This is a genomic window from Ruegeria sp. AB11 (assembly GCF_056536325.1).
The window spans coordinates 3077353-3093023 of record NZ_JBQFJO010000001.1 but is presented as its reverse complement, the minus strand read 5'-3'; the positions used below and the strand labels follow the sequence as shown (position 1 = coordinate 3093023).

Below are 15671 nucleotides of genomic sequence, written 5' to 3'. Positions count from 1 at the left end.
ACCGAGTTCGATTTCCAGTTTGAACAGGTGGACTTCCCGTGCCTAAGCGAGCCAAGGAACTGGGCCCATTGGAAGTGAAACGCCTCGCCAAGCCTGGGGTGCATGCCGTGGGTGGCGTTGCCGGTCTGGCGCTGCAGGTGACGGCCACCGGTGCGCGTTCCTGGGTGTTTCGTTACCGGTACAACGGACGACGTCGCGAGGCTGGCCTTGGGCCGTATCCAGACGTCCCATTGGCCAAGGCCCGCGAGTATGCGCGCGAGGCCCGGGACCTGCTCAGGCAAAGCCGGGACCCCATCGCGGAAAGGCAGGCTGCTAATCGCAGGCTCCTGACGTTTTACGAGGCCGTGGAAGCCTACGACGCGGAAAAAACCGTCGAGTTCAACAGTGCCCTGCATCGCAAGCAATGGCGTGCATCACTCGAAAAGTACGCCGTCCCGGTTCTCGGCGACATGGCTGTTGTAGATATTTCGCTTCAGGATGTGCTCGCGGTGCTCCGGCCGATCTGGCTCGAGAAAACCGAGACGGCCTCCAAGGTCCGGCAGCGTATCGAGCGCGTACTTGATTATACGACAGTGGCCGGGCACCGAAGCGGTGAGAACCCCGCGCGCTGGCGCGGGAACCTTGACATGGTCTTGCCCGCGCCAACCAAGCTCACCGGGGGGCGAAACTACCCAGCCTTGAGGCTCGACGACACGGCGAGATGGTTCGCCGCGCTCCGTGTTCGATCAGGCAACAGCGCCCGGGCCTTGGAATTCCAAGCCCTGACCGTCGCCAGAACCGGGGCCGTCCGCTTCGCAACTTGGGATGAGTTCGACTTGGACCGCGGTATTTGGACGATCCAACCCGGGAGGCAGTTTTCGAAGATCCCGCCCTCGGGCCGGCCACACCGGGTGCCGATGCCAAGCAGCGCGATGGATCTCCTTGCCGCATTGCCTCGCGCCAAGGGAAACGCACTAGTCTTCTGGGCGCCACGCGGCGGGGTATTCTCCGATGCGTCGATTGCAGCCGTCATGCGTAAGCTCCACGAAACAGACTTGCGCGCAGGAGGGAAAGGGTATCTCGATGCCCGGATCGATAAGCCCGCTGTACCGCACGGGCTTCGGTCAACGTTTCGAACATGGGTAGCGGAACGAACCCGGTTCGACGGCGACATGGCCGAGATAGCATTAGCCCACAAGGTGGGAACGAAGGTTCAACAGGCTTACGATCGCTCAGACCAACTAGAGAAGCGAAGAAAGATGATGGCGGCATGGAGTGACTTCTTAACAAGGGGGCAGGCGAAGGGGCGTGCCCGACATGGATAAATCTCTGCTTCCGAGTGTGATGCTTGGCAATCACGAGCACCTGAAAAACAGAGAATACTATGTCGCTTGGATGGATGAGCTCGACATCGAGGCGGCGCTGTTGCGCCGGTTGGAAAACAGTGCCGCGCAAAAAAAGGAGGATCCTGTTGCGAGTGTAATGCGTGAAGCGCTAACGGAGATTGACAAGTTGAAAGTCAATGGTCGCCTCAATGCGGAGAAAACACGCTTGCGGCAGCTGCCGGAAATCATGGGGCTAAGCCGAACACCCGAAAGGGCGATAAAGAAAGTTTTAAGGGACGACTCCGGTTTTCTCAAAAACTGGTCCAATTTAAGAGAGGGCATGGACAGCACGGACGCGGACCAGTCAGAGAGGTTCAAAAGGTTCTACGAAACCGCTGGGCTCGGTCCGAAGACACCACGAGAGATTGTGGACCTCGTCGCGGTTCTCGAGCCTGCCATGACAAGGAAGAAACCCGGTAGAAAGCCTATCGCGATCCCGAAATGGCGAAACGATACCGCGGCGCTCGACGAGATGTTAATCTTGGTGAACGGTGGCCTGAGCGTCAAGGCGGCCTCGGAAAAAGTTGCCGAGACGGAGGCTTCTGGTCGGGAACACAGCCGAGCGAAAAGACTCGCGAGTTTTTACCGCGAACGCCAGAAGTTGAGGTAATTTTTTTCATGTCTATTCATTTGCTTTGCAGCACGTGCGCGTGATCGACATCTTGGTTTCAGCAGTAACAAAGGGTGAAACCAATGAACGAAACGTTTCTTTCCGACACCGATCTCGCCGTGCGTTTCGGTGTGACACGGCAGACTGTGTGGCGCTGGCACAGGGCAAATTTGGGCTTTCCCCGCGCGGTAAGCCTGTCACCCGGGTGTACGCGCTGGAAACTCTCGGACATCGAGACTTGGGAGAAGGGGCTCGCCGAAGCCGCCTAACTCCGCCCCGCGAAAATCCTAAACTGTCGCTCACTAAAGCAAGGAACCCTTCGCCGTAAGTTGTTGCTCGGTGAGATCGTAAGTTGTCGAGCCAAAAAAGGTGGCTCGCCTTTTAGTTAAATTTGGAGAGTAGTAATGCTGACTTCACAGTCGAGCAAATGGGAAAGGCATGCCCATGCAAAGCAAGTCGACCCAACTCCCCTGTTTGGGGAATTGAGGGATCCGGTTCCCGTTCCCCGGCAGGCACTAGGGCCATTGGCAAATGCTGTTCAAGCAATCGCAATGCTCACGCAGGCGCCCGAACCCATCGCCATGCAGAGCGTCTTGACAGTTGCTAGTGTCGCCACGCAGGCGCATGTAGATGTGCAAACACTCCACGGGTATGTCCCAACGAGTTGTTTCTTCTTGACCGTGGCCCAATCCGGGGAGCGGAAGTCGGCCTGCGATTCATTGGCAACGGCCATGATCGACCAGTTCGACCAAGAGCGTGTACGCCTGTATCAACGTGAAAAACGAGAATTCGAGGCCAGGAAACTGGAGTACCAGAGGCGACGTCGCCGGTCTGCTCCTAGCGACTTTGACGTCATAGAAACTGATCTTGATGCCGAGGACATGGACCTGCCTCCTGAACCTCCGCTGTTCCCGGCTATCAGGATCAGTGACCCGACGATCGAGGGGCTGTTTCGCCAACTCGAGAACGGGTGTCCGTCCGTAGCGGTAATGACCGACGAAGGTGGGCAGTTTTTTGGCGGACATAGCATGAAACGCGAGAATGCCCTGAAGACCGCCGCTGGTTTCTCGAAGCTTTGGGATGGAGCGCCCTTGAGCAGGAGCCGGGCATCTGCTGAGCCCACTTGGCTCTGCGGGAAACGCGTTTCGCTTCACCTGATGATCCAGCCCGGTGTCGCTCAACAGGTGATCGGTGACCCGACAATGAAGGACCAAGGGTTCCTCTCTCGCGTGTTGATCGCTTGGCCAAGTAGCAAGATCGGCTCGCGGATCATCGAAAAGGGGATCGTGCACCAAGAATTGAGAGACTTGGCGAAACTTTATTTGGAAGAGTTTCACGCGCGCGTTTCCGAGTTGTTGCGGCTTGATATTCCTTTGCACGACGGGACCCGGGCCGAGTTAAACCCAAGACGCCTCGCGCTCTCCAGCGGGGCCCAGAACCTGCTCGAGGCATTCTACAACAGGGTCGAAGTCGCGTCGGGAAAAGGGCGCGCGTTTGAGTACATGTCCGGCTTCGCGGCGAAATCCCCCGAAATGGCGGCGCGTATCGCCGGCATCCAGTGCGTGTTTTCCGATGAGGAGGTGCGTGAAGTCTCAGCCGAAGCGATGGGAAACGGTATCTCAATGATGGAATGGTACCTGTCGGAGGTGCTGCGGATTACTGACACCGGGAGGCCCGATCAGGCCCTGTGTGAAGCTGAAGTCATCCGCCTTTGGCTCAAGGAAAACTGGGCCGAGGAGTTCATAGACAAGCGCACGCTGATGAAAAAAGGACCAGGGCACTTGCGTGACGGCAACACGCTTTCACGTTGCATCCAAGAGCTCGAAGCGCATGGTTGGCTGGCTCGAGGGAATGGCAAGCAGGTTGTCGACGGGACTACTAGCAAAACATTTTGGCGTGTATCGCGCGAGGAAGTGGGCAGGTGAGCGACCCAAGATACGCACTCGTCCGGGCTTGTTTCGAAAACATGGTTGAGATCCTTCCCACTGGCGATCCCACCGAGTCACAGCCCCTAAAACTGATGAACCAGAGACAATTTTTGTCGCAATTGCCGCAATTGCCGCACGAGAGCTCACCTGTAGTCAATCGTCCGCCATTTGAGGAGGATTGGTTCGAGGAGCGGGCCGCCATCATTGAGTATGATGGTGGCCTACCACGTGCATTGGCGGAGTTTCTTGCTGCTCGTGCGTGCGAACCATAAAGGCTAAAGCTGAGGATCTCGAGGCGCGCTTTGGTAATCGGCGTCAATTGCCTCCAAGACCGTGATTGGGTGGTCAAGTAGTTGTCGTGGCCCGCAAGAGTGGCGGTGGGAGTATTAAGCCATTGAGAGAACTAATATCACCGTTTGGGCTTAAGGGTTCTTCTGCAAAACGCAAGTCTTGATCAGATAACTATTCCCCTTTCGCGGCCTCAAAAAAGAAGTGCAGTCAAAAACCCTGTGTCCACAGCATGTTGTCGCATTCTAGTCTCAGTGTTCGCAGAGAAATTAACTCGTTGTTGCGGGCCTTATCATCTCAAGCAGCTCTTTGGCCTTGTGGCTAAAGGCGAACGCCCGGTCAATGTCAGCGTTTACCTCGCTGGAACTTGGATTGTTCGCAAGACTTGCAACCATTGCTGAACAGAGTTCGAGGCAATTCTCGATATTCGAGAGGTATTCCAGTGCGGCGTCGATTTCATCGGCCGATAGCCGGGTTTTGCCACTAATCATTTCTTTAGGGGTCAGTTGGATGCTTATCTCCGTGCGAACAAATCCTTGCTCCCGGGTCGGGTAGTACGGGTCATACACGAGTACGTTGCCATCTCGTCGATCTGGTTCCTTTCGGACCTTCGGCATGTGGGACTTAAGACTTTCCAGCGAAAATTGCAGTTCTCGTAGCATCATGATGAGGTTTTTTTTGTACCGATAGGTCCCACCTAAGGCGACGACAAGCTGGAGAGTCAGGCCATGTGCGTCTGCAAGCTTCATACCAAGGTCTACTTCTTCAATTTCGAATGGCGGCATTTTGTTACCTATTTGCCCCTGGTCGATGCATGGCTTGAATTCCAGACAGGGCTTTTTTTCAGCCCTTTCAGCGCTGTAGGTATCGGGTGATCGTAATAGTAACAAGCTCAATTTGAAGGATTCCACTCAGGCATCTGGGTCCTCCCTGACAAGTGAAAGCATGCGGGTAATTTGCGCCGCATGGTTTCCAAGTGTGACGGAGCAGGAAGTCGTTGAGATTTGGGTTGTTATTGTTGCCTGATAAGTAGTCGCGGCCAAGTTTAGCGGCCTGAAGGGGCAAGTCGAAGTAGGGCCTATTCCACAAATCGTACCGGTAGAGTCCGGAAATTGACACAATGTAACAAGAGAGTGGCAAAAAATCCCAAGCTTTTCCGAAAAAGTACAACCAACTGAAGAGTGTGAGATGGTGTATTGTCACAGACTTCGCGACAGCCTTCAGAGGTATTGCGATTTGTACCAATATGCGGCCTGCGATTTGGCTACCTTAATCCTGAAGCGAAGAAACGGTGTTCTTATCATTTCTGGGTTGAATTTGAGTAAAGAATTGAGCGAGATCAAACTATTGTGGAAACGCCCTCTGTAAAGTGCATGGGGTTTCTACGCTAAGCTAAGGTTCGAGCAAATAGCTTCACTGTAGTGGGCAAACAAAAACTTTGAAACGACAAGACAAAAAATGAAATTAGTACCGAGCACGATCCTGAACTCACAAAGCGCGGCGGAAAAGCGGGTTTTCGAATTGCTGAAGCAGGTAAACCTTGGCCCACACGATGTTGCCTTGCATTCGCTTAACCTCGGGAACCACGAATACAAGCGGTGGGGCGAATCCGATTTCGTTATCGTTTCCACAAAAGGGTTATTGCTCCTGGAGGTGAAGGGTGGGCGCGTAGCATGCAAGAACGGCGTATGGGAGTTTAAGAATCGTGAAGGTAAGATTACGCGAAAGCGCGAAAGTCCAGCAGCCCAAGCGGGGTCGGCCTTTTTTTCGCTGGAAAAAAACTACTTACGCCCTCGATTTCGGCAGGACCTGAACGGAGTTCCGATGGGATGGGGAGTCCTATTCGAGGGTATCGAAAGAGTGGTCACTCCAGGGTCGTCAGCACTCCCAGAATTGCCCGACGAGATCACGGGCTATCGGGTTGATTGTGCCGGCCACAACACGCTTCGCGCCTACTTTGTAAGGTTGTTTGATCACTGGCGAGAAAATCTGCGCGGACAGCCACGAACGTTGCCAAGTCACATGGTTTCGGAAATAGTTTCTTTTTTGCGACCCAATTTTGAGCAGGTACCTCCACTTAATAGCCAGTTGAACGAGTTTCACAGCGAGCTGAGCACATTGACTGAAGAGCAGTGCGATCGGTTGGACGAGGTTCAGGATAATGACCGCATTATGCTTCTTGGAGGTGCGGGGTCAGGCAAGACTTTTCTTGCTATGGCAGCGGCTAGGTACGATGCGGCAAACGGTCAAAACGTTCTTTTCGTGACGCGAAGCCCGTTTCTCGCAGAAACGCTCAATTCACATCCGCTTCCCGACAACGTAACGATAAGTAGTCTGGGGGCATTAGATGCAGCTCTTGCGGAAAATGAGCCGTGGGACACTTTGATCGTCGACGAAGGTCAAGACATGTGCCAGATGGAAACCCTTGACATGCTCGACAAAACAGTGAGTGGAGGTTGGGAAAAAGGGCGTTGGCGTTGGTTTGGCGACCCCAATAACCAGATTTCCTCGACCCACAAATTTGACCAAGATGCACTGGACTTTCTTAAAGGGCTTTCGTTTCAAAGGAAGCTTTCGGAGAACATTCGAAATGCCCCTCCTATAGTTGAAACCTTGCATAAGATTGCCCCCGTTGACGTTGGCAAACCAAGATCGCGTGGTCTGGGAAGCGAGGTGATCGTCCACAGGGTTCAAAATGCAGGGGATATATCGGGAAAGGTGCGAAACGTCGTTTCGAGTTGGATTACATCCCCTGAAAAAAACGTAGACCGATCCGACGTGGCAGTTTTGTGCCCGGACGAAGCACGCTGCGGTGAAATCTTGGACGCTCTAAAGCCCAGCCGCATCCGGGCGGAGAGGTTGTCCAAGCGAGCTCTTGGCGGCCGCCGGCGAAACTGTGTGCTCGTTGCAACGATCGACGAATTCAAGGGGCTCGAGAAGCCAGTAATTTGTGTTGCCGGGCTTAACGCGTCGGACAATGAAACGCGCTTCTCGCTGATGGCATACGCGGCATTTTCAAGGGCGAACCACACGCTTGCTTACGTATGCTTGGAACAAGAGGCTCAAACAATGATCGAACTCGAAAAGAGACGGGTCCTTGAGCTGGGGGAAAAGGAGTAGCAGATGCAGGCAAGGGAAAAACTTGTTTCATACTTGGAGGACAAGCTCGTGGGGCCGGGTCTTGGAATTCCCCATGACGAAGATGGCTTCGAACGTGAAACAATCGAGGGAAGGATGAGTCTTGCTTACATGCAAGGCATGCTTTACCCGCGTCAAGCTGTTGCAGAGGAAGATACGGGGGGAGACGAAGGGCAGGAAGTTGACCACGAAGCAGGGGACTTCGCAGATGCCGATGATCCTCTGGGCATGGCTAGCGAGTTACTGCCAGCTTCTATGGGCCTCACGTTTTGCCTTGAAGACGAGGGCTCTGCCGAAATTACCGTAAACGCCGCGATGTATCAGAAATTGGAAGAGAGTGATGAAGAGGCTTGGCAACGCGTTCCGCTTGAAACCGAGAAAGTGCGAGTTCAAGTCGATGAACAGCGTGATGACATATTCTTGTTCGATCAGCGCGCAAAGCTATCCGTCCTTACTCGGCGCTTACACGACGGCAATTCTCTAATTACGGTAAGCTTAAGCAATAACGCCGAGGACAAGCACCCTAACCCTGCAAAGACGTTGTATCAAGTCAGCTTATCTGCGGTTCCGGTGACAGGTCGAATTGTGAGATACCCTGCATCAAGCTACCGCCCTCCAACTGAGGAAGAGCGCGAGCTGCGAGTCATTTATGGCCAGCAGAGAGAGTTCGCAGTCGGGCATGGGGTATCGTGCAATTGGGACGTGGACGATTTTGGGGTTTGTTCTAAGGTTAGCACTTCTGCCATTCCAACTGCGCACGTTTGGCGCCCACTATTTGATAGCTTAAAGATCGGTGAAGGCGAAGGAACCGAACACTTCGACGACAACGAACTGTTCCAAGTTTCCTTTCTTGGTTCAGAAGACCTAGAAGTAACCGATCTGGTCAAGCGCCTCCGGAATTTCGTCAAGTTCTATGAGCAGTGGATAGTCTCTCAGGCCAGTATTCCGGTTGAACCGGAATTTATGGAAGACGCTGACAGGATCATCAAGAGATGTCGGAAAAGTTCCTCGAGAATGCTCGAAGGGGTTTCGATATTGGAAAAAGATCCTGTCGCGTTGCGTTCCTTCCAATTGGCGAACAAGGCCATGCTTATGTCCATGTGTCATCACGCCAGGGCCATTGGAAAAAACCGCGATGATGGACTTCAAGGCCCTTTCGAGCTCGGCATGGCCGAAACCGACGAAATAGACTACGAGGCCAACAGAAAAGCAAATTGGCGCCCGTTCCAGTTGGCTTTTTTACTTCTCCTGATCCCGTCGTTTTCCAACGAAGAGCATCCCGATCGAAAGCTTGTTGACGTCATTTGGTTTGCGACGGGCGGCGGCAAGACAGAAGCTTACCTTCTGGCCTCTGCTTTCGAGCTGGTGCGTCGGCGACTTGTCAATGGCGAGGCGGGAGCCGGAACAGGCATTATTAATCGCTATACCTACAGGTTCCTGACCTCAGACCAATTTCAACGAACAGCAGGTATGATATGTGCACTCGAACTTCTTCGGCGTAAGCTTTCAAAAGAAGGAGATCAAAGCCTTGGTTCAACGGAGTTTTCCATCGGGTTATTCGCGGGTGGAGAAGTTTCACCCAACCGTTTTTCAACGACCCACGGTAGCGGCGGTGCACATCAATGGCGATTGCAGATCGAGGAATCCAAAACGCCTCGCGCAGATAACCCGTTTCCAATCGAGAGCTGCCCTTGTTGCGGCACGTTGCTAGTGCCGAACAAAGAAATGCGTTTGTCCGATGGAAGCGTAGACAGGGATTTCTATGGTTTTAGGAGTACGCAAAACAGCTTTTCCACCAATTGCCCAGAAGAGGACTGTGATTTTCATGAAAGTTTGCCGACCTACTTAGTTGACGAGGCGCTTTTTGAAAACCCGCCCTCTTTTCTTCTGGGAACAATCGACAAGTTTGCGATGATCCCTTGGAAAGAGGAAGGCGGCAGGCTCTTCGGAGTCGGCAAAGGCTTCGAGGCACCATCTCTTATTATTCAGGACGAACTGCACCTTATCTCAGGACCTTTGGGGACGTTGGCAGGCATTTACGAGGCGGCCTTCGAAACTGTGATGAGAAAGGTCTCTCCGCGAGGGCCAAAGGTTATCGCGGCAACGGCAACGATTAGAAACGCCGCAACGCAATGCCAGCGAATTTATGGGCGAAAAGGCATCGTGTTCCCATCGCCTGGAGTTAATGCCGACGACTCGTTCTTCTCCAAGATGGATGCAGGCAACAAGGATAGGTCGCGCCTCTATGTTGGGGTAATGGGTCAAGGCTTACGGTCAACAGTTGCTGTGAGCTGGGTAATGTCTGCGATCCTACAAGGTGTGAAGGAGCTTGAACTAGATGGCGAACTTTCTGATGCAGAGCTGGACAGCTACTGGACCTTGGTGGCCTACCACAACAGCAAAAGGGAACTTGGGCGGATTTCAAACGCGACACGCGACGAAATCCCATCTCGGCTAAAAGTGTATGCAACTTCTGAGGATTCTGAGAGAGGCACTAGCTTCGAAGTCCTCGAATTGAAGGCGCATTCGGACACGCCGATTCCAGTGGCGAGGCAGCAGCTAACAAGAAGGCATACAAGTTTTCAAAACGCTGTCGATATCGTGCCTTGTACTAACATTATCTCAGTGGGCGTGGATATCGACCGGCTTGGACTGATGCTTATCAACGGCCAGCCAAAACTTACCGCAGAATATATACAGGCATCGAGCCGGGTGGGTCGCGGTGAAACCCCGGGCTTAGTAGTAACTTGCTTCTCACCTAGCAAACCTCGGGACCGGTCCCACTACGAAGCCTTCAGAGGTTTTCACGAAAAATTCTATAGTTTCGTGGAGCCCACAAGTGTCACCCCAGGTTCTATACCGGCGATCGAACGCGCTCTGCATGCCGCGTTGGTTACGGTGGTCAGGCATGGAGCTGGGCTCGCAAGGGTTGAGAGCGCAAACAAGTTCGATCCTTCATCCCATAGAGTTGCCAGCGTAATTCAACAGCTAGGAGAAAGGCTCAATCGAGCTTACCCCGAAACCGGAAACACGCGAGTCCGCAGAAGGCTCTCTGATCGATTAGAGGAGCGGGTACGGGAATGGCAAACCTGGTGCGATGGCAGGGAGAGGGTACGTTACGTTGCGCAAAAAGGACAACAGCAAGCTGCTTTGCTCGTGAGATTCGAAGACAAGAAATGGGCGGATATCGGTTGGCATACACTTCAATCGATGCGCCATGTCGATACAGAAATAGACTTAAAGGTTTAAACTGATGGGAAAAATTAGCTTGCGCCGCGCCCAGCTCGTCTCTCCTTTCGGAGTAGGAGCCTTGTGCGAAGTAGATGGTCAATCATTCTTTATTAAGAGTACTGCAAGATGGCCAGCAGGAAAGAACCTATCTGAAATTGACATTCCGTCCTTAGTTGCAAAGCTACCGGGTATACAATCTCTCAAGAAGCCTGAGTATTTTGTTTCGGCCGACCGTTTCCCGCGCTGGTATTTCTGTCCGAATTGCAGGGAAATGGTGAATTGGACTTACCAAAAGGATAAGCGCGAGGACGAAAAAGATCCGCTGCCTGTACCTGAGTGCGAGAAGGCGAAGTGCAAGAAACGCCAGCTGGTTCCCATGAGGTTCATTGCCGTTTGCGATCAAGGCCACATAGACGAAATTGACTGGTATTTCTGGGCACACAGGGGAAAAAATACTGCTGAAACTGGTCAATGTGATCGCAAAACTGCCAAGCTCAAATTCTTAGTCAGCGGCAAGAGTGGCGGTGATTTCAAAAGTATGCACATTGCGTGCCAATGTGGCGCAAAACGCTCGTTGGAGGGGATAAGCGACCGAGCATTACCTCAAAAGTGCAGAGGTTATTTCCCAGGCGAGGGGCCACAGGGTTGTGCAGGTCATGCTAGTGGCGAGAGTTCTTCTAAGATGTGGATGGAGCCTAGGGGGTCAAGCGCTCTCCACTATGCATCCGTCATTTCTGCACTGGATATCGCGCAGAAAGGAGCAACGAACAGTCTTTCAGATCTAATTTTAACGGATTCGATTCTTTCAAGCTTCCTAAAAATGGCAAGGAGCCAAGTCGAGAAGAATTTGTTGGAAGTGGATCAACTCGAAATATTTTACGAAGACAATGTCCGAAGCTTTGCGGATCAAAACGAAGTCGATCCGAACGAATGCTGGGAAGCATTTGTCGAGCTCGTAACAACCGCTGAAGTGGATGACGAAAATGAAGAAGCGGACGACACTTTCAACCAAGGGGACGTCTTGGGCAATGAGTTTCCGGTCCTAGCGTCGCCTTCCGGATTCGACGGTGTTTCGTTGCGTTGCGTCGCAAATCCACCACCGAACCTGTTCTCTTTGAAGGATCTTTTTGAACGCGTTGTCCAGGTGGAGAAACTTAGAGAAGTGAGAGTTTTTCGTGGGTTCCAAAGACGTGACGTAAAGAAGGAAAACGCGTTGGTGCCTCCAGATCTCGGTGTCGGAGGTACCAATTGGCTTCCAGCGGTAGAGGTCTCGGGAGAAGGCATCTTCATCGAGTTCAAGAAGAGCGCGCTCAAAGAGTGGTTGTCTCAAAACGACGAGGCGATCCGGGAATTCTCTCGTTCTCAGCTCGAAGCTTCAGAGCGAGATGGGTTACCCACGCGGATGGGGTTCAATGCAAACCCAGTCTTCATAATGGTGCATACTTTTGCGCACCTTTTGATTAACCAGCTGTCGTTCGACTGCGGCTATTCTTCAACTTCGTTGCGAGAGAGGATCTATTGCGGGCCTTTGGATGACTTGCACGCTGGCGTTCTCATTTATACGGCGGACTCTGATGCGGAGGGGTCAATGGGGGGGCTTGTGGAGATGGGCAGCAATGAGAACATTGCGGAAGTAGTTTACAGAGCTGTATCCCGTAGCGAATGGTGCTCTGGCGATCCGGTTTGCCGAGAGCTCGAGAGCCAAGGTCTCGGCGGCATGAACCGAGCGGCTTGCCACGCCTGTTCGCTGGTAGCGGAAACAAGTTGTACCTTTTCTAATATCCTTCTCAACAGGGTTTTGGTTTCCGGTGACGGAAGAACGAACGGTCGTGGCAAAGTCGAACCCTCCGGCTTTTTCTTGCCGGTGATAAGAGGGGATTAAGGCATGAAGTTTCCTTCTCTGAACGACCTAGATCGAGAACAAAGGCGCGTATACGGAAATGCACCAAATGACGGTGCTATCCTTGTGATCGGACCTCCCGGTACCGGTAAGACAGTCATGGCCATGCACAGAGCACACAAGTGCATACAGCTCCGTCAATCTCCGCAGGTGATTATGTTTAATAGAGTCTTGCGAAGGTATTCAAGCGCCTGGGCAAAGGTCGATGAAAGCATAAACGTCACAACAATGCTTAGCTGGGCCGGTAAATGGTGGCGAGATGCGGGTATGGGAGCGATCCCAAAGATTGACAAGTGGACCATTGATTGGCTGGAAGTACTTAATAGCGTGCTTGCCGTCGGTCAGGACAAAGAAAAACTAGCGAAGCTGAACTGGGGTCACCTGATAATTGATGAAGGTCAGGATTTTCCGGAAGCGATGTATATGGTTCTAGGGAAAATACTAGGACACTTGGTTCGCAATGGACAAAGCACACAAATCACTGTTTTTGCGGACGACAATCAACGGCTGCAGGCTGAGTTGAATTGTACGGTCGAGAACATCGCAAATTGTCTGGGAATTGCTCAAAATAAGAATCGCAAATTCTATTTGGGAAAGAACTACCGGAACACACTGGAAGTTGCCAAGTTCGCTCAATACTTTCAGGTTGGGAAAACGAGCGGCGCGGCCAAGTTGCCGACGAGCAGCGGCGAAGTCCCAAGCATAGACTTTTTTGCTGACGACAAAGAGCGCTCGGAATTCATCGTCCGCAAGCTCAAGATCTCGGCCGGTAAACAAGTGGGCGTAATCGTTAACGGTGCTCAACGAGATGTAGCAAGGGCAACAAACCAACTGGAAACTCGACTTAAGGACACAAACTGGAGCGTGCAAACGTATACCAGCAAGTTATGGAAGAGGGTGGACGAGCTAGATTTCGACGCAAAAAATATGGTCACGGTTTTACACCAGAACTCGGCAAAAGGTTTAGAGTTCGACCTAGTTTTTTACGTCGGACTTGAGAAAATCGACATGGATGCTTCTGGTGGGATGAACGAAAGAATGGCGATCTATGTTATGGCAAGCCGGGCAAGGGAGGAGTTGCGCGTGAGTCTAACCGGACTGGATTTCTCCGAACGCCAGCCGGATGGATTGAAACTACTACCAAGTCCGGGTCGAGAATTGAGCCGCTTCGAGGGTTTTGGAGATTTAAGCAGAGATGACCTCCTCGAGTACTTGAGAAAAATCGACTGGCGCGAGCCTGAGCATGGTTCGCCGTATTGGGAGGAGGTTGCCTAGATGCCTGCACGAGATTCCAAATCGCAAGATTCCTCTAAAAAAACAGCTAACTCGATCTCCTTATTTGTGCCAATGCACAGCGAGAACTGGGCGCTGGCGCTTTCTAGAGGCTACTTGGGCATTCCTCCGACTGCTGATGCAGTCAGGGATATCCAAGTGAAGAATCCCGGAGGAGTAGTTGGTTTTGCATCCGGCCCTCCGGCCTGGGCGATGCAATGCGAAGAACCTGGTGCGATGGTTGTTCTAGTTATTTCCGTAACTGGAATAGACAATGTGACTGAAAAGGAGCCAGTCTTTATTCCCGGCTTGCTAAGAGTATCGCGAGTTGAGCAAGTAAGGTTTTCGAGCCAAGCCGATATTGAGAACTTTTTTGCGTCCTACTCCGCGTTCCCCGATGTTCCAACGGACCTTGTCGAAGCCCTTGTGTTTTTAGAACCTGTCGACCTATTCGATGGTACTGAACATGTCGCACACTCAATTGCGACAAGGCCCCCGGATGATATTGACGCGAGCTCACGTGACTTTTTCTGTGGCTTGAGTGCAGGATTATTGCAGCTCTTGGAAGCTGGAAAATTTGATGACGAAGTTGAAAATTTTTTTCTGTTACTTCGTGATCAAGGAACCAACATCCCTGTTGAATTTCATGCAGATGCCTTGTTGGAAGCGTTTTACCCAGACGCAAAGACTGTAGATCGGACAATCTGGACTGCATTGGTCCTAGTACTGACCAAAACAAGGGGCCGGCACGGGTTCGATCGCCTAGACTTGATTGATCAAATTGAAAATCACATCACATCTCTCGGAGAAAAGAGCGAAGGCGTTGAAACTTGGCTCGAAGTTGCTCGCGATGTTGTTTCTGCTCGCCGTGATCCAACGCCTTTGAATGACGAAGGCTCAGTGGGGCAAAGGGCAAGCCTTGCATTCTTGCTTGCCCACGAACCTGAAGCCATTGGCTACTTAGAAGCCGGTCCAAGAGTGTCGGCTCTCGTTTCCTTGCTTGCACTCGCCTACCAAGGGTTCGCCCGTGCAGACGTCAGTTTTAAACGGCCGGTTTCAAGGATGGACACAGTTTTGACCATAGCGGAAGCACTAGAAGCAGGAGACGTGAAAGAATTCTGTGCCGATATTGGTCACTTAGATCTCCAGATGAATGAGCGAGACATCTTCTATCTAAATGGAAAAGCTATTGTTGAACGCGAGCGTGACATTTCACCCTATAGGCTCATGCTGCGTGCGAGAGCTTTAGAAGCTCGTATGGAGCTTCTGGTTGATGAAAAACTTGGGCTCTTGTTCGTGGAAACGCCTGGAGCAAACAGTTTGAAAATCTTCATTGATGAGGACCCGTCGTCAAGACGCGGCCAGCCCGTTGTCAGGTTCTGGGCACCCCTTGTTGAAATGAAGGCAAAAAAGCCAAATGCCGGCGAAGTAAGAAAACTTCTAGAGAGGTCATGGGAGACAGGTTGTGCCCTGGGTGTTCACACTTTCGACGGCAGTCAACACTTGTGTGCGTTTGTTACCCAGCTGACCAATACGTTGGACAGGGACGAATTCGATGCGCATGTTGAGAACATTGGAAGGATGGCCGTATCCATGTAAGTGCGGTCGGCAAGGAATTGCTATCTGTTAAGTGTCGATAGCTAAAGAAAAAAGGGCTTTGAGTTAGGTAAAAGTACTGATTTAGGTTTTGCACAGTCGTTAGTCTGGAGCCATGTCGAATACGCTGGATGACGCCAACAGGTGAGAGGCGCCAAACGAGGCGATCCATGGGTTCGTTACACCTGAGATCATAAAAACTGACCAGAGAGAATAGCATGTTCACGTCGTTCAACTAGACCGCCCAGTTACGCCGTACCTGCGTGCCAATCTCGATGGGGGGCTGGAGCATCCACTTCGACAACATCTTCGTAGAACGACTCTGGAATAGCCCAAAAAACAAT

At 52.1% G+C, this 15671-nt stretch carries 10 protein-coding genes; 9 read left to right on the top strand and 1 reads right to left on the bottom strand.

The features are described 5' to 3' along the window. The first annotated feature begins 74 nt into the window (after positions 1-74). The 4 genes from ACR3EJ_RS15495 (at position 75) to ACR3EJ_RS15480 (ending at position 3899) form a co-directional block, all read left to right on the top strand. Entirely contained in the window at positions 75-1304 is a 1230-nt protein-coding gene (locus ACR3EJ_RS15495) for a tyrosine-type recombinase/integrase (protein WP_480423354.1), read from the top strand. Further along, on the top strand, positions 1297-1974 hold the full coding sequence (locus ACR3EJ_RS15490) for a hypothetical protein (RefSeq protein WP_480423089.1): 678 nt from the start codon (positions 1297-1299) through the stop codon (positions 1972-1974). The genes ACR3EJ_RS15495 and ACR3EJ_RS15490 overlap by 8 nt, the downstream gene beginning before the upstream one ends. A gap of 83 nt (positions 1975-2057) precedes the next feature. Beyond that, positions 2058-2243, top strand: coding sequence for a helix-turn-helix transcriptional regulator (locus ACR3EJ_RS15485; RefSeq protein WP_480423088.1), 186 nt, complete (start codon positions 2058-2060; stop codon positions 2241-2243). Positions 2244-2378: 135 nt separating this feature from the next. Continuing rightward, a complete protein-coding gene (locus tag ACR3EJ_RS15480; RefSeq protein WP_480423087.1) occupies positions 2379-3899 on the top strand; it encodes a YfjI family protein in 1521 nt (506 codons plus the stop codon). A gap of 560 nt (positions 3900-4459) precedes the next feature. Here the strand turns inward: ACR3EJ_RS15480 and ACR3EJ_RS15475 are convergent. Next, on the bottom strand, positions 4460-5101 hold the full coding sequence (locus tag ACR3EJ_RS15475; RefSeq protein ID WP_480423085.1) for a hypothetical protein: 642 nt from the start codon (positions 5099-5101) through the stop codon (positions 4460-4462). Between the two features lie 547 nt (positions 5102-5648). Between ACR3EJ_RS15475 and ACR3EJ_RS15470 the strand changes: the two genes are divergently transcribed. Genes ACR3EJ_RS15470 through ACR3EJ_RS15450 form a run of 5 tightly spaced genes read left to right on the top strand, consistent with a single transcriptional unit; the run spans position 5649 to position 15330 of the window. Next, complete coding sequence (locus ACR3EJ_RS15470; protein WP_480423084.1) at positions 5649-7310, top strand: nuclease-related domain-containing DEAD/DEAH box helicase; 1662 nt, start codon at positions 5649-5651, stop codon at positions 7308-7310. A 3-nt stretch (positions 7311-7313) separates the two neighbouring features. Then, on the top strand, positions 7314-10577 hold the full coding sequence (locus ACR3EJ_RS15465) for a helicase-related protein (RefSeq protein ID WP_480423083.1): 3264 nt from the start codon (positions 7314-7316) through the stop codon (positions 10575-10577). Positions 10578-10581: 4 nt separating this feature from the next. Next, positions 10582-12441, top strand: a complete 1860-nt coding sequence (gene drmB / locus ACR3EJ_RS15460) for a DrmB family protein (protein ID WP_480423081.1) — start codon at positions 10582-10584, stop codon at positions 12439-12441. Between the two features lie 3 nt (positions 12442-12444). Beyond that, positions 12445-13734, top strand: coding sequence for an AAA family ATPase (locus ACR3EJ_RS15455; RefSeq protein ID WP_480423080.1), 1290 nt, complete (start codon positions 12445-12447; stop codon positions 13732-13734). Then, entirely contained in the window at positions 13735-15330 is a 1596-nt protein-coding gene (locus tag ACR3EJ_RS15450; protein WP_480423078.1) for a type III secretion system chaperone family protein, read from the top strand. Positions 15331-15671: the final 341 nt, after the last annotated feature.